The organism is Escherichia sp. E4702, from assembly GCF_963883545.1.
In the GTDB taxonomy this organism is placed as follows: Bacteria; Pseudomonadota; Gammaproteobacteria; order Enterobacterales; family Enterobacteriaceae; genus Escherichia.
In genome coordinates this window covers 66314-84236 of record NZ_CAWORF010000015.1, presented here as the reverse complement: position 1 = coordinate 84236, position 17923 = coordinate 66314, and the positions used below count along the sequence as shown (strand labels likewise).

The window sequence follows — 17923 nt, the reverse complement described above, 5'->3', positions numbered from 1 at the left end:
AAGAGAGCTCCAGCATTCTGGGGAATCAAGATTCCGACAATAGGGTACTAATTTGCTGACTCTACGAGGCGAGACGTGGGTGTAAGACGTTGCTTATCCAATCCAATTCATCATTTAACATAATATACATTATGCGCACCAACATAAACAAAGGGAAAATCCAGTCTTTAGCGGTCATGATTGTCCTGCTCATTAGCCACGATCAAACCCCACATCTCACTTAATTCCGTATTCTCGGCTTAACCGACCGTGCAACCTCAACACATTGGTTTCAATTGCCGTCACCACATTCTCCGAAAAATCTGCCGGTAATGAAGTCTTCACGTTATCCAGTGCTGCGGGAATCATTCTGGCAAAGTCACTCAGGATTTCATGCATCTGCACTTCCGGGAATTTCAGCGCCTTTGCTGTCGCCAAAAAATGTCGCGGATAAATTTTATCGATTGCCGTTTTTCTGCCTTTGGATGCGTTAAGCCCCATTGCCAGTTTGAGATCGCTGATGTGTATTCCCGCGCCACCCAATACCGGAAATGCTGAAATGATGTCGTAAAATGGCGTGAGTCGATAACTGCCACCGGCCTGGATAAAAACCGAAAAATTTTTCGCATGGCCGTCCGTCGCGCCAATCAACCACTGGAATACCTGGAATTTCATAAAATCATAACGATCGCGAAGCGCCTCGCTGGACCCCATTAAAAACGCCATGATCCGCGCGATGCCAGGGCCTCCGTCAGCGCTGGTTGTTCATCCAAGTGACAAGTTTAGGCATTACCACTCCAGATCTTGCTGTTCTGTTGATTCTGGCGCAGCGTTTTTCGTGTCGCATAGCGTCATTGAGAGTTCAAGTGACTGTAATATCTTAAAAAATGTCGTCAGCGTGGTGTTATCGGGATTATTCTCGAAATTCGAAATCGTCGCCTGCTTGATGCCGATTTTTTTCGCCAGCTCGCTCTGCGTCCAGCCATTTTGCTGACGAACCAGTTTCATTGCATTCGCTAATTGCGTTGGGCTATAGATCATCGGAAAGCTTATCATGCCATACGTCCACAGAAAGTTTATCCGCTTAAGGGGATATTGTCCGTTTTATCCCTTAGTGAGGATAAAGTCAATCTGTAAACGCATTTTATCCGCTATACGGGATAAATGCTGCGATATCCGCGATCGCGGATAAAAGGGAGAATTTAAAAAACGGCGCTGATGCGCCGGTTGAAAAGAAATAGGAATACCGATGCTCAAAAATTAACAGCCACGGTTATCAGGATGTGGCTGTCAATAAAACTATAACCCAGGCGCTTTCCATAACGATGTCGTCAGTCCGTGATCAACCAGCCCCAGTTGATCCTGATATACAGCCTGCCACTTATCGCGTGAATCTTGATAAAGTTCATGCTTTTCTGGGTCTGGTGTATGCGTTCGTTCCCAGCGTACAAGACGTTCTCCAGTTTCTGCCATTGATGAATAAACCCCGGCACCGACGCCAGCGGCAATGGCACATCCTAATGCGGTGGCTTCTTTGACCACCGGAATATTAACGGGTAATCCCGCGACATCAGCGAGAATTTGACTCCATAATTTCCCTTTTGAACCTCCGCCTGCAAAGACTAACGATGTGGGATGAATATTAGAAAAATCAGCAATTTGCTGCAAGTTACACGCTGATACAATCGCCGCATTTTCTTCCAGCGCACGGAACAATGTCGCTTTGTTACATTTATCCGGGTCAATGGACAAGTTAATAAAGGAAGGCGCAGCGTGATACCAGGTTTTAAAGCGCATTCTGTCGGAGAATATCGGCATCACGCCCCACGACCCAGGCGGCACCCGACTGGCCATCTCTTCCAGCAGCGTATAGGTGTCGATACCTAAACGTTCGGCAATCAGTTTTTCTTCGGCACAAAAGGCATCGCGGAACCAGCGCATGGTGAGTCCGGTAAAAAAGCTAATAGATTCAGCTTGTACCATGCCAGGAACAACATGGGGATTAACGCGCACGTTCATTTCTGGATCGGTTACCGGCGCGGCTAAGTTTACAACTTGCTGCCAGAATGTGCCGCCAAGAACAGCGGTTTGTGCCGGACGCACAACGCCTAACCCAAGGCAACCGAGTTGCACGTCCCCTCCTCCCACGACCACCGGAGTGCCAGCCTTCAGGCCGCAAAGTTCCGCAGCTTGTGAACTTACCACGCCCAGCAATGTGCCGGTTTCTTTGACAGGAGAAAGAATATCAGCCCGCAGTCCGGCCATATCCAGCAATGCAGGTTTCCAGTCACGGGTGGTTAGATCAAGAAGTCCCGTGGTGCCTGCGTTAGACGGATCGACCGCCAGCTCCCCACTTAACATATAGGCCAGCCAGTCGCTGATCATGGTGATGGTCGACGCTTGTCGGTAGATATCAGAACGATGATGCGCCAGCCAAAGTAATCTGGGAATGGCGCTTAAAGCCAACGTTTGTCCGGTCGCGCGATACACTTCGTTTTCAAAGGTATTGTTATGCAGTTCTTTTAGTTCGCTGACTTCCCGCGCCGCTCTGGCATCCACATTGGCGCAGGCCCAGATCGGTGTTCCTTCATTGTTATATAAAACAATGCCTTCGCGCATCGAACATGCCGAAACGGCAGCAATATATTCCGGCGCGATACCTGAATTATGTAACGCCTGGCGCATACATTCGCACGCCAGTTGCCAGTTCTTATTCAGATCAAATTCCATTGAACCGGGAACGTCAGGTACTGCCAGATGCCGCCACTCCGCCTGTCCTACCGCGATTTGATTGCCTTCCAGGTCGAAAATCACAGCCCGAATACTTCCGGTGCCTGCGTCCAGCGCCATCAGGTAATGCTTTGATTCTGAAGGGGTAAAGAGTCGAGCCATTAGATTGTCCTCGGCTTAAGCGTTCTGTCTGTTCCTCTATACGTTCTCCATCGTTCCCGGTAATAAGGTGATGCTAAATTAACCACGTAAAATCGCAGCGGCAGTATCCTGGTCGGTAACCAGCGCGTTGATGTAGCCGCCTTTCATCGCAGCGGCGATCGCTTCGGCTTTATTTTCGCCCCCTGCGACACCTACTCTAATTGGAATGGTTGTCATCGCGGTTAAAGGTAAGCCAATCAGTTCGTTATGTATTTTGATATCCGTGACAACGTCACCTTTAGCGTCAAAAAAGTAACCTAAAATATCGCCAATGGCCCCTTTTCGACCAATCATTAACTGTTCGCCCTGGCTGATATAACCGGAGCGAATAATCGTCGCATCCTCTTTTTGATTCACGGCGCCAATGCCGACAATGGCCACATCCGCAGCTTGCGCGGCTAACAGGACATCATTGACGCAGTTTTCATTTTTCAGCGTTCGGGCAATTTCAGCCGAAGATGCCCGTAATGGCGCCGGAATGATGTTGACGCTGCACGCTGCATTAAGTTGCCCGATGCCTGTCATATAAGAGCCGACGCCACCGGAGAGCGTGACCAGGCGGATTTGCTGTGACGAAATAAAACCACTTAAGCGTTGCAGCGTGTTCATCGTTGCCTCGCCAAAGCCAATCGCCAGCATTTGCTGTGGCCGGAGCAATCCCATCAACATATGCGCTGCACCGATTCCTAAGCGCCCGCCGACATCTGCATCTGCGAGTCCAGGGATCACCCGCACATGCTGTAATGAAAACTGGCGACGTAATTGCGTCTCATATTCCAGGCAGCCTTCAAAGCGAGAATTAATCTGCACGCGAATAATGCCGGACTGATGCCCTTTCTCCAGTAACCGCGACACTTTCAAACGCGTTAGCCCGAGGCGATCGCTGATCTCGCTCTGGGTCAGCCCGTCGTGATAGTAAAACCACGCGATCCGCGCGACCTGTTCTTCTTCGCACATTCCCTGTTCTGAAATTGCCGAATCGTTGATTGTCATAATTCATTCTTCACTTTGAACATATTTAAACCTTTAATGCAATTGTTCAGTTCTTGCGCATTTATATCTGTGATAGCAACCACAGTTTGGTCAAACGAGCATGAACAAACGCAACCATAAAAATCAAAATAGCATAAATTGTGATCTATTCGTCGGAAATATGTGCAATGCCCACCTAAGGTTATGAACAAATTAAAAGTAGAAACACATTTGTTCAAAACTCACCTACAAAACTGAATGGGGGAAATATGCAAACGAGTGATACCTGCGCGTTACCGCTACTTTGCGCCCGCTCGGTTTATAAACAGTATTCAGGGGTTAATGTCCTGAAAGGTATTGATTTTACGTTGCATCAGGGGGAAGTCCACGCCCTGCTCGGCGGTAACGGCGCGGGTAAATCGACGCTAATGAAAATCATCGCCGGTATTACCCCTGCTGATAGCGGTACGCTGGAGATTGGTGGCAACAACTACACCAGATTAACGCCAGTTCATGCTCATCAGTTGGGTATTTATCTCGTTCCCCAGGAACCGCTGCTTTTCCCAAGCCTGTCGATAAAAGAAAACATCCTGTTTGGGCTGGCAAAAAAACAGCTCTCCATGCAAAAGATGAAGAACTTGCTGGCGGCTCTGGGCTGCCAGTTTGATCTCCATAGTCTGGCGGGCTCACTGGATGTTGCCGACCGACAAATGGTGGAAATCCTGCGCGGTCTGATGCGCGATTCGCAAATTCTTATTCTCGATGAACCTACAGCGTCGCTTACCCCTGCGGAAACCGAACGCTTGTTTGGCCGTTTGCGGGAACTACTCGCCACTGGCGTGGGTATTGTTTTTATCTCACATAAGCTGCCGGAAATTCGCCAGATTGCCGATCGGATTAGCGTGATGCGCGACGGAACTATTGCGTTAAGTGGCAAAACCAGCGAGCTGTCTACCGACGACATCATTCAGGCCATTACGCCAGCAACGCGAGAAAAATCTCTCTCAGCCAGTCAAAAGTTATGGCTGGAGTTGCCCGGTAATCGCCCACAACATGCAGCTGGAACATCGGTACTGGCGCTGGAAAATCTGACTGGCGAAGGTTTTATGAATGTCAGTTTTACGCTGAATGCCGGAGAAATTCTTGGCCTGGCTGGGCTAGTGGGGGCCGGGCGCACTGAACTGGCAGAAACGTTGTATGGTCTGCGACCTTTTCGTGGCGGGCGCATCATATTGAATGGTAAAGAGATCAATAAATTATCTACCGGAGAACGTTTGCATCGCGGTCTGGTTTATCTACCAGAAGATCGCCAGTCCTCAGGATTGAATCTCGATGCTTCGCTGGCGTGGAACGTCTGCGCCCTCACCCATAATCAACGCGGATTCTGGGCAAAAACCGCGAAAGATAACGCCACACTGGAGCGATATCGTCGCGCGCTGAATATTAAATTAAACCAACCGGAACAAGCTGCACGAACTTTATCCGGTGGCAACCAGCAAAAAATCCTGATTGCCAAATGCATGGAAGCTTCGCCGCAAGTATTGATTGTCGATGAGCCGACGCGCGGCGTGGATGTCTCGGCCCGTAATGATATCTACCAGCTGTTGCGCAGCATCGCCGCACAAAATGTGGCCGTGCTGCTTATCTCCTCCGATCTGGAAGAGATCGAACTGATGGCTGACCGCGTGTATGTGATGCATCAGGGTGAAATTACCCACTCGGCACTGACCGGGCGCGATATTAATGTCGAGACCATTATGCGCGTTGCCTTCGGCGATAGTCAGCGTCAGGAGGCGTCATGCTGAAGTTTATTCAGAACAACCGTGAAATCACGGCACTGCTGGCGGTGGTGCTGCTGTTTGTATTACCCGGTTTTCTCGACCGTCAGTATTTAAGTCTGCAAACGCTGACCATGGTTTATAGCAGCGCACAAATCCTGATCCTGCTGGCAATGGGCGCGACGCTGGTGATGCTGACGCGCAATATTGATGTTTCGGTAGGCTCAATTACGGGGATGTGCGCGGTGCTGTTGGGGATATTACTGAACGCCGGGTATTCACTGCCTGTTGCTTGTGTCGCGACGTTACTGCTCGGCTTGCTCGCGGGATTTTTCAACGGTGTCCTGGTCGCGTGGCTAAAGATCCCAGCCATTGTCGCCACGCTCGGTACATTAGGATTGTACAGAGGCATCATGCTGCTGTGGACTGGCGGAAAATGGATTGAAGGGTTACCCGCCGAACTGAAACAACTCTCCGCCCCGCTACTGTTTGGCGTTTCCGCGATTGGTTGGTTGACGATAATTCTGGTGGCATTTATGGCCTGGCTGCTGGCGAAGACGGCGTTTGGACGCAGTTTTTATGCCACGGGCGATAATTTGCAGGGCGCTCGTCAACTGGGCGTTCGTACGGAAGCCATTCGGATTGTGGCATTTTCGTTGAACGGCTGCATGGCGGCACTGGCGGGGATTGTGTTTGCTTCGCAGATTGGTTTTATCCCCAACCAGACCGGTACCGGGTTGGAGATGAAAGCGATTGCAGCCTGCGTGCTGGGCGGCATTAGTTTGCTCGGCGGTTCCGGTGCGATCATCGGTGCGGTACTCGGTGCCTGGTTCTTGACGCAGATCGATAGCGTACTGGTGCTGTTGCGCATTCCGGCATGGTGGAATGATTTTATCGCGGGCCTGGTTCTGCTGGCGGTGCTGGTGTTTGATGGGCGCCTGCGTTGCGCGCTGGAACGTAATCTGCGGCGGCAAAAATATGCCCGCTTTATGACGCCACCGCCATCCGTTAAACCCGCTCCGTCAGGTAAAAAACGGGAGGCCGCGTAATGCGTATTCGCTACGGTTGGGAACTGGCCCTTGCCGCACTGCTGGTTATTGAGATCGTCGCATTTGGTGCAATTAACCCACGGATGTTAGATCTCAATATGTTGCTGTTCAGCACCAGTGACTTTATCTGCATTGGCATTGTCGCCCTACCGCTGACGATGGTGATTGTCAGTGGCGGGATCGATATTTCGTTTGGTTCGACCATCGGCTTGTGCGCCATTGCATTAGGCGTACTGTTTCAAAGTGGTGTGCCGATGCCGCTGGCGATTCTTCTGACCTTTCTGCTCGGCGCATTGTGCGGGCTGATTAACGCCGGATTAATTATCTATACCAAAGTTAACCCGCTGGTGATTACGCTTGGCACGCTGTATCTGTTTGCCGGAAGCGCTCTGCTGCTTTCCGGGATGGCCGGAGCGACGGGGTACGAAGGTATTGGTGGATTCCCGATGGCGTTTACAGATTTCGCTAACCTGGATGTGCTGGGACTCCCCGTTCCGCTGATTATCTTCCTGATATGTCTCCTCGTTTTCTGGCTGTGGCTGCATAAAACTCATGCCGGACGTAACGTGTTTTTGATTGGGCAAAGCCCGCGTGTGGCGCTTTATAGCGCGATTCCAGTTAACCGCACCTTATGTGCGCTCTATGCCATGACGGGGCTGGCGTCTGCGGTCGCCGCTGTGCTGCTGGTGTCGTATTTTGGTTCAGCACGTTCCGATCTCGGTGCGTCGTTTCTGATGCCCGCCATCACCGCCGTGGTGCTTGGCGGTGCCAATATTTATGGTGGTTCCGGTTCCATTATCGGCACCGCCATTGCGGTTTTATTAGTGGGATATTTGCAACAAGGTTTGCAAATGGCAGGAGTGCCAAATCAGGTGTCCAGCGCCCTTTCCGGTGCGCTGCTTATCGTCGTTGTCGTAGGTCGTTCCGTTAGCCTGCATCGCCAGCAAATTAAAGAGTGGCTGGCGCGTCGGGCCAATAACCCATTGCCATAAAGGATATCTTCATGACACTTCATCGCCTTAAGAAAATCGCCTTACTTAGCGCCTTTGGTATTGCCGCAATCTCTATGAATGTGCAGGCCGCAGAGCGTATTGCATTTATTCCCAAACTGGTTGGCGTGGGATTTTTTACCAGCGGTGGCAACGGCGCACAACAAGCGGGTAAAGAGCTGGGCGTTGATGTGACCTACGATGGGCCAACAGAACCCAGTGTTTCTGGTCAGGTACAGTTGATTAATAACTTCGTCAATCAGGGATATAACGCCATTATCGTTTCTGCGGTTTCGCCAGATGGTTTATGCCCGGCACTGAAACGCGCCATGCAACGTGGTGTGAGAGTGCTGACCTGGGACTCTGATACCAAACCGGAGTGCCGTTCTTACTACATTAACCAGGGAACGCCCGCCCAGTTGGGAGGTATGTTGGTGGATATGGCGGCGCGCCAGGTGAATAAAGACAAAGCCAAAGTCGCGTTTTTCTATTCCAGCCCCACCGTTACGGACCAAAACCAGTGGGTGAAAGAAGCGAAAGCGAAAATCGCCAAAGAGCATCCAGGCTGGGAAATTGTCACTACGCAGTTTGGCTATAACGATGCCACTAAATCGTTACAAACCGCAGAAGGCATATTAAAAGCGTATAGCGATCTCGACGCCATTATCGCCCCCGACGCCAACGCCCTGCCCGCCGCCGCGCAAGCCGCTGAAAACCTTAAAAATGACAAAGTCGCGATTGTGGGATTCAGTACGCCAAACGTGATGCGTCCGTATGTAGAGCGCGGCACGGTGAAAGAATTTGGCCTGTGGGATGTGGTTCAGCAAGGCAAAATTTCGGTCTATGTCGCGGATGCATTATTGAAAAAAGGATCAATGAAAACGGGCGACAAGCTGGATATTCAGGGCGTAGGTCAGGTTGAAGTCTCGCCAAACAGCGTTCAGGGCTATGACTACGAAGCGGATGGTAATGGCATCGTACTGTTACCAGAGCGCGTGGTTTTCAATAAAGAAAATATCGGCAAATACGATTTCTGATGTGCATTACTTAACCGGAGTAAGTTATGGCAGATTTAGACGATATTAAAGATGGTAAAGATTTTCGCACCGATCAACCGCAACAAAATATCCCTTTTACCCTGAAAGGTTGCGGTGCGCTGGATTGGGGAATGCAGTCTCGTTTATCGCGGATATTTAATCCGAAAACGGGTAAAACCGTGATGCTGGCCTTTGACCATGGTTATTTTCAAGGGCCGACTACCGGACTTGAACGCATCGATATAAATATCGCCCCACTGTTTGAACATGCCGATGTATTAATGTGTACGCGCGGTATTTTGCGTAGCGTAGTGCCCCCGGCGACCAATAAACCAGTGGTACTGCGGGCGTCAGGTGCGAACTCTATCCTTGCGGAATTAAGTAATGAAGCAGTGGCGTTATCGATGGATGACGCCGTGCGCCTGAACAGTTGTGCGGTGGCGGCGCAGATTTATATCGGCAGCGAATATGAACATCAGTCGATCAAAAATATTATTCAGCTGGTCGATGCTGGAATGAAAGTGGGAATGCCGACCATGGCAGTCACTGGCGTGGGCAAAGATATGGTGCGCGATCAGCGTTATTTCTCGCTCGCGACTCGAATCGCCGCTGAAATGGGGGCGCAAATTATCAAAACCTATTATGTCGATAAAGGTTTTGAACGGATTGTTGCCGGATGTCCGGTACCCATTGTTATTGCTGGCGGTAAAAAATTACCGGAGCGCGAGGCGCTGGAAATGTGCTGGCAGGCTATCGATCAGGGCGCTTCTGGTGTGGATATGGGGCGTAATATTTTCCAGTCTGACCATCCGGTGGCGATGATGAAAGCCGTACAGGCGGTGGTTCACCATAACGAAACGGCTGATCGGGCATATGAACTCTATTTGAGTGAAAAACAGTAACTGCGGATTTAAGGAGAAGAATCATGCACGTCACACTGGTTGAAATTAACGTTCATGAAGACAAGGTTGACGAGTTTATCGAGGTCTTTCGCCAGAACCACCTGGGCTCGGTACAGGAAGAAGGTAATTTGCGCTTCGATGTCTTACAGGACCCGGAAGTGAATTCGCGCTTTTATATTTACGAAGCCTATAAAGATGAAGACGCAGTGGCGTTCCATAAAACCACGACCCACTACAAAACCTGTGTCGCGAAACTTGAAGAGCTAATGACCGGGCCGCGTAAAAAACGTGTGTTCAATGGGTTGATGCCGTGAGGCGAATTCATCAGTTTTATCTACAATTGGGGTAACGCGCTGACGGGAGTAAAAAAATGTCTGACTGGAACCCCTCTTTATATCTGCACTTTGCCGCTGAACGATCGCGTCCGGCGGTGGAGCTGCTTGCCAGAGTGCCGTTGGAAAATGTCGAATACGTTGCCGATCTTGGCTGTGGCCCAGGTAACAGCACCGCCCTGCTGCATCAACGTTGGCCTGCGACCAGGATAACGGGCATCGACTCGTCTCCGGCGATGATTGCCGAAGCGCGCAGTGCTTTGCCGGACTGCCAGTTTGTGGAAGCAGATATCCGCAACTGGCAACCTAAACAGGCACTGGATCTGATTTTCGCTAATGCCTCATTGCAATGGCTGCCCGACCACTACGAATTGTTTCCTCATCTGGTTTCGTTACTTAATCTCCATGGTGTGTTGGCAGTACAGATGCCAGATAACTGGCTGGAGCCGACCCATGTGCTGATGCGCGAAGTCGCCTGGGAACAAAATTATCCGGATCGCGGGCGTGAGCCGCTGGCTGGCGTTCATGCTTACTACGATATTTTGAGCGAAGCCGGATGCGAGATTGATATCTGGCGAACCACTTACTATCACCAGATGCCGTCGCACCAGGCGATTATCGATTGGGTGACCGCAACCGGATTACGTCCGTGGTTGCAGGATCTGACTGAGAGCGAACAGCAGCATTTTCTTACACGCTACCATCAGATGCTGGAAGAGCAGTATCCACTGCAAGAGAACGGACAGATACTGCTGGCATTCCCGCGACTGTTTATTGTTGCCCGACGTACGGAGTAATTATCACGTCAGCTGGTAATGGCGATCGGGAAGAATTTTTGCTGGAATTTCTGCTTCATCGTTCATCTGTAACAGGTCAATTTCAATAGCGTTGCAGATGGCATCCAGCGGTAAATCATTGTTTTCAGTACCGAACGGATCTTCCAATTCTTCCGCCAGACAATCCAGCGAAATAAAAGTGTAGGAAATCAGCACAGAGATAAAAGGCGTCATGTAATGCAGGTCCACGACCAGCGCGAACGGCAGCATGATACAAAACAGATAAACGGTACGATGCAAAATCAGGGTGTAGGCAAAGGGAATTGGCGTATAGGCAATGCGCTCGCAGCCTGCCAGAACCGCTGAAATATCATTAAGCCGATCGTTGAGGCTAATAAACAGAATATCTGAAAGTTGTCCATTGCGGCGCTGAACCGCCAACCACTCCCCCATTATCAACAAGATACGGTTAGCTGGAGAGTTCGAAGCCAGTACACGCTGAAGATCTTCGGCATTGAGATAATGTGCCAGCACTTCCGCCTGTGGTTGTTTGCGTAACGTCATGCGTAAACAGTGGGCGAAGGCGATTTGCAGTCGGGCAAACTCCCTTACCCTTGCCGAATCCGGCAATGTCGTTTTTACCTCACGCAATAATGACCGTGAAGCAATCATCAACTGCCCCCAAAGTTTTCGCGCTTCAACGTAACGGGCGTACCCCGCGTTATTACGAAAACCCAGAAAGATGGCGATGGCGACACCAAGAATGCTGAACGGTGCGAGGGTGAATTTGATGCCCAAATGCGTGTACCAGGGCAGCATGAAAATAACAGCGATAGAAAAGAGAAAATTGAGTAGTAAGCGCGAGAATATCTTGGATAATACTGAACCGTGCCAGACAAAAATACGGCGCAGCCAGTGTTGTTGTGGACGAACGATCATGGTTATCTTCAGGCGTGGACAAGTCGCCCTATTAAACGTGATTACGATCACATTCTCAAGACAGTACTTACAAATTACCTACAAGACTACAACATTTACAGGTGCTACATATGGCACCTGGTTATGATAATCAGCATATGGGATGTTGTAACTAAAATAGTTAAATAAGAAACCCGGTCGAAACCGGGTTCAGATAACGAAGCTATTTAGCACAACGGACGTACAGCTTCGCGCATCCCTTTTTCCAGAATGGAATCCAGGTCATTAGCAACCAGTTCGACCAGGCCAGGCACTTGCGTCAGGTCCTGTTCCCAGTGGTCTTTTTCTGCCAGCACAATAGCGACCAGCTCCTGGGTGTCGATGATACGGTCACGATGCTGGCTCCAGAGTTGCTGATAACGTTCCAGCCAGTGGGCATCATCCTGTACCGGATACGCTTCCCCGTTACGTTCTCCTCGATAGAATGCAATCAATGCCGCTAGCGCGAAGGTCAGTCGGGCCGGAAGTTTACCGTTCGCCTTCTGTCCTGCCAGCAACTGCGGCAGAATTCGGGTACGGAACTTGGTCATACCGTTGAGCGCGATGGAAAGCAGCTGATGCTTAATGTACGGGTTACGGAAACGCCCGGTGACTGCACTGGCGAAAGATTCCAGTTCATCACGAGGCAAATCCAGTACCGGAATAATTTCTTCGTAGATGGCTTTCTCAACGAATGCGCAAATTTCAGCATCGTTCATTGCTTCGCCTACAGTATCCAGCCCTGCCTGGAACGCAACTGGCACCAACGCCGTATGCGCACCGTTCAGGATTGCAACCTTACGCTCTTTGTATGGCTTAATATCGTCAACAATCAATACGTTGAGCGGATATTTGTCCAGACGTAGTTCTGAAGCTAAAGATTTCGGCCCCTGAATCACAAACAGGTAAAAGTGTTCAGCGGTATCGAGGAAACCATCGTGATACCCCAGTTCTTCTTCCAGTTTCGCCACTTCATCACGCGGATAACCGGTAACGATACGGTCCACCAGCGTTGAACAGAAGCTGTTAGCCTGCTCCAGCCATTGAATAAATGCTTCTGGTAGCGCCCACTCCTGCGCGTAGCGCAGAACCAGTTCACGCAGCGCATCGCCATTATAGTCGATCAGTTCACACGGGATGATGATCCAACCTTTATCCAGCGCACCGTTGAAATGGCTAAAACGTTCGAACAACAGGCGAGTCAGTTTTGCCGGATAGCTTACCGCTGGCGCGTCATCAAATTTGTCGCCTGCATGGTAGCTGATACCTGCTTCGGTGGTGTTAGAGAAAACAAAGCGCATTTCCGGGTTGTGCGCCAGTTTCAGGAATTCATCGTATTCACTGTAGACGCTGATTTCACGATTAACAGAACGAATCAGACGCGCATCGCTAACCGCTTCGCCCTTCTCATTCAAACCACGAATGATGGTGGTGTACAGACCATCCTGAGTGCTCAGTGACGGCGGGAATGAAGTTTCAATCGGACGAACTACGACCACACCAGAATTCAGATCGGTGTGCTCATTCAGGAGATCAATTTGCCAGTCTACAAAGGCACGCAGGAAGTTACCTTCACCAAACTGAATGATACGTTCTGGATACTGTGCACCGGGAAAATCGCGACGATTTAGTGTTTTCACAATGGGTTCCCTTTTGATTAGTCATACAACCTGTTTGAATTGGTACGACAGGTTAGCAAACTTTAATACGCTGAACCCCTGTTTTGATCAACTCGCGGTGAACAATTCACGGTTTTTGGCGAAAAATGTGCTGCTGGTCAAGGTTCCGGAAAGTTAAAGCTTGTAATCATGACTCGAGGTAAAAGTGGAAAATGTCCAAATTGGTAGAACAAATTAGATGTTCCCCACAAAAACTCGCAAATTTGTCAGACAACTTCCTCGCCATAATGCATAGTGCTGGTACGATTTCGCCCGTCTTTTTTCGAGCGATAAAGACAAGTATCGGCTTCTACCATTAGTTTGTTGAAATCATCGATTAACGTACGAAATGTTGCACTTCCACTTCCGACACCAATGCTAACCGTCAAGTAAAGCGTTTTTTGTTGCCAGATAAACGGTTGCATTTCTACGCCTTTACGGATTTTTTCCGCCATCAGCAGACCATCCACAGGATTCACTGAAGGCACTGCAACCGCAAATTCTTCGCCGCCCATCCGCGCCACCAGCCCCTTATCACCAACTATCTTCTGTATATGCCGGGCAAACACGCTTAAAACTTTATCGCCACATTCATGACCATAGTTGTCGTTTATGCTTTTGAAATAGTCGATATCAAGCAGCATCACCGTCAGATGTTGTGTCTGTTGTAGTGACGAATTTTTTAACGCCTCAAAAAGACCTGAGCGCGAGTAAACCTGGGTGAGAAAATCAAAATCGGCACGCAGAGAAACTTGCTTAACCAGCGAATTAATTGCCGCCACGCTAAAGGAAACCATGATTGGGCAAATTGCCATGGTAGCAATCCCCAGACGAGCGGAGAACATTTGTGGGATAGAGAACGGCGAACCGACGGCGATATCTATCACCGAATTTGCCACCAGTACGATTTCCACCGCTCCCGTCAAAAAAGTCAGCAAACACGTTACCTGCGGGGTATAGCGTACCGCACACCAGATCAATGCAGGCAATGGGAACGCCAGACTCCCCGCACCGCCAATCACTACCGAGGCAATGACCGATACAATGAGCGCAATAAACGGCATCATCTGTTCTGCTTTAAAGCGTGGCAACGCCCTGGGGATCGCCAGCGTCAACATACACGGAACAATTAACACGCCCGTCGAAAACTGTTCGCTAAACCAGTCAGCAAGTAAGGGCCAGAAATCCAGACTATCAATACTTACTGAACCAACCGCCCCGACAATTGCGCATAATAATGCGGCTATAAGGCAATAATTAAACAAGCGTAAGGCACTTACTGGCTCATACTTATTTTTCCCCAGTCGCTTATCCCTCACCACTAACCGAGCCACGGTCACAATAAACATCATATTGGACAAGTTGATGACCAGTGAAACTAAACCCCATTCGGTAGTCATCGCATCATAAGCCAGCATCGCCACGTAACTGATTGCATAGTAATGCAGTCGATTGAGCCAGACATACCGGGCAAAAACCCCTGCCATCACACCATTCAGCGGCCAGAAGAGAGAGAGTTCATGAACCAGACGTAACTCTGCACCAACAAAATAGAACAGCGTGGTTAGCGCAAAAATCGCGATGCTATTACGTAGCAAATGGCCTTCCAGGAACAAATGGAAAGTTGAGATGGGGTGTACACGCATTAATTATCTGTCCATACAATTGCAGGCTGCAATTATTTTAACGCAATAAGTAAATTCTCATAAAGGATAGCATGTTCACTGGCAGCGGTGACAAATAAAGATATTAATCCGATACGGCTTTGTCGAAATCTGACATTCTTATGGCTGATTCATCTGAATAACCAGCCAGTGGTAGATAACCGTCACAATATAACGTTGTTGTTCCTCACTTAACGAAACACCTTGCGGAATGTTGTGCCACTTAGCCAGACAGCCGCGACAACATGTTGCTGTAGCATGCTGGGCAATAAACACCGGATGCCCGCGCATGGGAGTTTGCTTGCCATCGTTCGCCGGTAAGGCCGGGGCAAGACGTTTAGCGACAAAATCCGCCGCATGTTGTTCGATAACCGGCGCGCCCTTCTCCAGACAATACTGACGCTCCTTCACGCCTAAACGAAAGCGGGAGCGAAATTTTGAACGGGATAAACGCGCGAAGAGTGGATCAAGAGACTGCATTAGTAAACCGAGCGTCCTAATTGTTTCGTCAATTGTTCAAGTACTGCAATACCGGCAAGAGAGTTACCTGCGTCATCCAGTTCCGGACTCCAGACCGCAATGGCCATTTCATGTGGGACGATCGCCACAATACCGCCACCAACGCCAGATTTCGCCGGAAGTCCCACCCGCCAGGCAAACTCGCCCGCGTTCTGGTACATACCACTGGTTGCCATCAGCGCGTTAATTTGTCGCGCCTGCATTGGCGTCACCACGGGCTCATCGATATGAATAGCCTTCCCCTGATTTGCCAGAAAGACAAACGTTCGGGCCAGCTCAACGCAGCTCATTTTTAGTGCACAGTAGTGAAAGTAGTTTTGCAGTACTGTTGTCACATCATGATGGAAATTGCCAAACGACTTCATCAGCCAGGCTATCGCCGCATTTCTCGCAGAATGCTCGAACTCTGAACGCGCTACCACCGTATCGTAGGCAATATCAGACACACCGCTTAGTCCACGCACCACTTCCAGCATACGTTGCCGTGGGGCGCTTAATCGCCCTTGCAGCATGTCGCAGACCACCAGCGCACCGGCATTAATAAAAGGATTTCGTGGAATACCCTGCTCCATTTCAAGTTGCACCAGGGAATTGAAAGGCGATCCCGACGGATCCTTGCCCACACGTTGCCAAATCTCTTCTTCGGAGTAATGACGCATTGCAACAACGAGGCTGAGCACTTTGGAAATAGACTGAATTGAAAAACGCTCTTGCGCGTCTCCGGCCTGAAAAAGCTGTCCGTCAACGGTACAGATAGCAATGCCCAGTCGGGAACCCTCTACCGTTGCCAGTGCCGGAATATAATCCGCGACTTTCCCCTGACCAATTAGCGGACGTACTTGCCGCAAAATGTTTTCTAAAATTGCATTATCCATGGCGACTGCCACTCTCTGCTCCTTGCTCGCAGGTCTGAAAAGACCTGCGAGTATAACAGAGCTAAATATGTGACGTCAGATCCGGTCTTTCCATACCGTCTGGATATTACAGAACTCATGTAACCCAAAATGGGAAAGTTCACGACCAAAGCCGCTCTTCTTCACACCGCCAAACGCTACCCGTGCATCACTGGCGTTGAAACCATTGATAAACACCCCTCCACATTCCAGACGTGCTGCCATTTGTTTCGCCAGTGCTTCATCAGAGGTAATAATGGTTGCTGAAAGTCCAAACTCGCTGTCATTAGCCAGTTTAAGCGCATGTTCAGCATCTTTCGCAATGGTGATTGCCACGACGGGTCCAAACAATTCTTCACGAAACGCGGTCATTTCTGGCGTGACGTCTGCCAGAACCGTTGCCGGATAGTAGTTTCCTGCGCCTGCTACCTTTTCCCCTCCGAGTAACAGACGGGCGCCCTGTGCCAGTGATTTTTCAACCTGATGATGTAGCTCATCACGCAAATCGAAACGCGCCATCGGTCCGAGGTCGTTTTCCTCATGACTCGGATCGCCCATTTTCAACGCCGATACCGCCGCCACAAAACGTTCGGTAAATGCAGAGGCAATCCCCTCTTCGAGGATAAAGCGTTTTGCTGCTGCACAAACCTGCCCGGTATTCTGATAACGTCCGGCAACCGCGGCTTTCACGGCCAGGTCCAGATCGGCATCGTTAAGCACAATAAACGGGTCGGAACCGCCCAGTTCAAGCACACATTTTTTCAGCGCCGCCCCAGCCTGCGCGCCAATGGCTGCTCCCGCACGGACACTTCCGGTGACTGTAACAGCAGCAATGCGCGGGTCTTTAATCATCTGGCTTACACCGTCATTGTCGGCATTCAACCAGCCATATACGCCTTGTGGGATACCTGCATCGTTAAAGACCTGAGCAATTAACTGTGCACAGCCCATCACATTTGGCGCATGCTTAAGCAAATAACCGTTACCTGCCAGGATAATGGGAACAGCCCCTCGCATCACCTGCCATAACGGAAAGTTCCACGGCATAATCGCCAGGATCGTCCCCATAGGACGATATTCAATAACCGCTTGCTGATTTTCTACCTGCGTAGGTTCGCTCTTCAGCATTGCCGGGCCATGCTCTGCATACCAGTCGCACAAGTTTGCCGATTTCGCCACTTCGGCACGCGCCTGTTTGATCGGTTTCCCCATTTCTCGAGTAATCATATGCGCCATCTCTTCGCTACGGGCGCGCAAAGCCTTACCGAGATCACGCAGTTTTTCTGCGCGATAATCTACGTTTGTTACGCGCCAGTCGCGAAAGCCTGCCGCCGCGAACCGAAGTGCGTGTTCAATATCGTCAGCGCCAGCCCACGGCAGTGCAGAAAGTTGTTCGCCATTGGCTGGATTTATTGAAATAGCATGGGTAAGCGGAGTGATGGTCATCCGGGTATCTCCTTCGTGAGTTATGGTGTGAAGATACGCAG

At 50.0% G+C, this 17923-nt stretch carries 16 protein-coding genes and 1 pseudogene; 7 read left to right on the top strand and 10 right to left on the bottom strand.

Annotation, left to right across the window (positions count from 1 at the left end; translation table 11 throughout):
* Positions 1-216: 216 nt before the first annotated feature.
* The 4 genes and pseudogenes from AACU94_RS08780 to lsrR all read right to left on the bottom strand — a co-directional run.
* A pseudogene (locus AACU94_RS08780) lies at positions 217-735 on the bottom strand (HipA domain-containing protein); the annotation flags it as partial.
* Between the two features lie 33 nt (positions 736-768).
* On the bottom strand, positions 769-1035 hold the full coding sequence (gene hipB, locus AACU94_RS08775) for a type II toxin-antitoxin system antitoxin HipB (RefSeq protein WP_130219125.1): 267 nt from the start codon (positions 1033-1035) through the stop codon (positions 769-771).
* Between the two features lie 243 nt (positions 1036-1278).
* Positions 1279-2871 carry an autoinducer-2 kinase gene (lsrK, locus tag AACU94_RS08770; protein WP_135489287.1) on the bottom strand — a complete coding sequence of 531 codons (1593 nt, stop codon included), beginning with the start codon at positions 2869-2871 and terminating at the stop codon, positions 1279-1281.
* Between the two features lie 78 nt (positions 2872-2949).
* Positions 2950-3903 (bottom strand): transcriptional regulator LsrR, encoded by a 954-nt coding sequence (lsrR, locus tag AACU94_RS08765; protein ID WP_135489286.1) that lies wholly within the window; start codon positions 3901-3903, stop codon positions 2950-2952.
* 248 nt (positions 3904-4151) lie between these two features.
* On the opposite strand from lsrR, the gene lsrA reads away from it, so the two are divergent.
* The 7 genes from lsrA to tam are packed head-to-tail and all read left to right on the top strand — an operon-like array spanning position 4152 to position 10766.
* On the top strand, positions 4152-5687 hold the full coding sequence (gene lsrA, locus AACU94_RS08760; RefSeq protein ID WP_135489285.1) for an autoinducer 2 ABC transporter ATP-binding protein LsrA: 1536 nt from the start codon (positions 4152-4154) through the stop codon (positions 5685-5687).
* Complete coding sequence (gene lsrC / locus AACU94_RS08755) at positions 5681-6709, top strand: autoinducer 2 ABC transporter permease LsrC (RefSeq protein WP_135489284.1); 1029 nt, start codon at positions 5681-5683, stop codon at positions 6707-6709. Before lsrA ends, lsrC begins: the two co-directional genes overlap by 7 nt.
* Positions 6709-7701, top strand: coding sequence for an autoinducer 2 ABC transporter permease LsrD (gene lsrD, locus AACU94_RS08750; RefSeq protein WP_105288422.1), 993 nt, complete (start codon positions 6709-6711; stop codon positions 7699-7701). Before lsrC ends, lsrD begins: the two co-directional genes overlap by 1 nt.
* Positions 7702-7712: 11 nt before the next feature.
* Positions 7713-8735 carry an autoinducer 2 ABC transporter substrate-binding protein LsrB gene (gene lsrB / locus AACU94_RS08745; protein WP_135489283.1) on the top strand — a complete coding sequence of 341 codons (1023 nt, stop codon included), beginning with the start codon at positions 7713-7715 and terminating at the stop codon, positions 8733-8735.
* Positions 8736-8761: 26 nt separating this feature from the next.
* Positions 8762-9637: a 3-hydroxy-5-phosphonooxypentane-2,4-dione thiolase gene (gene lsrF / locus AACU94_RS08740; protein ID WP_135489282.1), complete on the top strand. Its 876-nt coding sequence runs from the start codon at positions 8762-8764 to the stop codon at positions 9635-9637.
* 23 nt (positions 9638-9660) lie between these two features.
* Positions 9661-9951 carry a (4S)-4-hydroxy-5-phosphonooxypentane-2,3-dione isomerase gene (lsrG, locus tag AACU94_RS08735; protein ID WP_135489281.1) on the top strand — a complete coding sequence of 97 codons (291 nt, stop codon included), beginning with the start codon at positions 9661-9663 and terminating at the stop codon, positions 9949-9951.
* 56 nt (positions 9952-10007) lie between these two features.
* Positions 10008-10766 carry a trans-aconitate 2-methyltransferase gene (gene tam, locus AACU94_RS08730; protein WP_130219112.1) on the top strand — a complete coding sequence of 253 codons (759 nt, stop codon included), beginning with the start codon at positions 10008-10010 and terminating at the stop codon, positions 10764-10766.
* Positions 10767-10769: 3 nt separating this feature from the next.
* On the opposite strand, the gene AACU94_RS08725 is transcribed toward tam, so the two are convergent.
* The 6 genes from AACU94_RS08725 to sad all read right to left on the bottom strand — a co-directional run bounded on the left by AACU94_RS08725 (position 10770) and on the right by sad (position 17882).
* Positions 10770-11684 (bottom strand): bestrophin family protein, encoded by a 915-nt coding sequence (locus AACU94_RS08725; protein WP_135489280.1) that lies wholly within the window; start codon positions 11682-11684, stop codon positions 10770-10772.
* Positions 11685-11890: 206 nt separating this feature from the next.
* The gene (gene uxaB / locus AACU94_RS08720; RefSeq protein ID WP_135489279.1) at positions 11891-13342 is read right to left on the bottom strand and encodes a tagaturonate reductase; all 1452 of its coding nucleotides are present in this window, start codon (positions 13340-13342) and stop codon (positions 11891-11893) included.
* Positions 13343-13587: 245 nt separating this feature from the next.
* Positions 13588-15006, bottom strand: a complete 1419-nt coding sequence (locus tag AACU94_RS08715) for a sensor domain-containing diguanylate cyclase (RefSeq protein ID WP_130224814.1) — start codon at positions 15004-15006, stop codon at positions 13588-13590.
* Between the two features lie 138 nt (positions 15007-15144).
* Positions 15145-15504, bottom strand: a complete 360-nt coding sequence (locus tag AACU94_RS08710) for a DUF4186 domain-containing protein (RefSeq protein WP_001191034.1) — start codon at positions 15502-15504, stop codon at positions 15145-15147.
* Positions 15504-16430 carry a glutaminase B gene (glsB, locus tag AACU94_RS08705; protein WP_064529958.1) on the bottom strand — a complete coding sequence of 309 codons (927 nt, stop codon included), beginning with the start codon at positions 16428-16430 and terminating at the stop codon, positions 15504-15506. Before glsB ends, AACU94_RS08710 begins: the two co-directional genes overlap by 1 nt.
* 63 nt (positions 16431-16493) lie before the next feature.
* Positions 16494-17882 carry a succinate-semialdehyde dehydrogenase gene (gene sad, locus AACU94_RS08700; protein WP_135489278.1) on the bottom strand — a complete coding sequence of 463 codons (1389 nt, stop codon included), beginning with the start codon at positions 17880-17882 and terminating at the stop codon, positions 16494-16496.
* Between the last annotated feature and the right edge of the window lie 41 nt (positions 17883-17923).

Coding starts and splice junctions, on each gene's coding strand:
- hipB (WP_130219125.1), bottom strand. CDS start 1,035: ATGATAAGCTTTCCGATGATCTATAGCCCAACGCAATTAGCGAATGCA.
- lsrK (WP_135489287.1), bottom strand. CDS start 2,871: ATGGCTCGACTCTTTACCCCTTCAGAATCAAAGCATTACCTGATGGCG.
- lsrR (WP_135489286.1), bottom strand. CDS start 3,903: ATGACAATCAACGATTCGGCAATTTCAGAACAGGGAATGTGCGAAGAA.
- lsrA (WP_135489285.1), top strand. CDS start 4,152: ATGCAAACGAGTGATACCTGCGCGTTACCGCTACTTTGCGCCCGCTCG.
- lsrC (WP_135489284.1), top strand. CDS start 5,681: ATGCTGAAGTTTATTCAGAACAACCGTGAAATCACGGCACTGCTGGCG.
- lsrD (WP_105288422.1), top strand. CDS start 6,709: ATGCGTATTCGCTACGGTTGGGAACTGGCCCTTGCCGCACTGCTGGTT.
- lsrB (WP_135489283.1), top strand. CDS start 7,713: ATGACACTTCATCGCCTTAAGAAAATCGCCTTACTTAGCGCCTTTGGT.
- lsrF (WP_135489282.1), top strand. CDS start 8,762: ATGGCAGATTTAGACGATATTAAAGATGGTAAAGATTTTCGCACCGAT.
- lsrG (WP_135489281.1), top strand. CDS start 9,661: ATGCACGTCACACTGGTTGAAATTAACGTTCATGAAGACAAGGTTGAC.
- tam (WP_130219112.1), top strand. CDS start 10,008: ATGTCTGACTGGAACCCCTCTTTATATCTGCACTTTGCCGCTGAACGA.
- AACU94_RS08725 (WP_135489280.1), bottom strand. CDS start 11,684: ATGATCGTTCGTCCACAACAACACTGGCTGCGCCGTATTTTTGTCTGG.
- AACU94_RS08715 (WP_130224814.1), bottom strand. CDS start 15,006: ATGCGTGTACACCCCATCTCAACTTTCCATTTGTTCCTGGAAGGCCAT.
- AACU94_RS08710 (WP_001191034.1), bottom strand. CDS start 15,504: ATGCAGTCTCTTGATCCACTCTTCGCGCGTTTATCCCGTTCAAAATTT.
- sad (WP_135489278.1), bottom strand. CDS start 17,882: ATGACCATCACTCCGCTTACCCATGCTATTTCAATAAATCCAGCCAAT.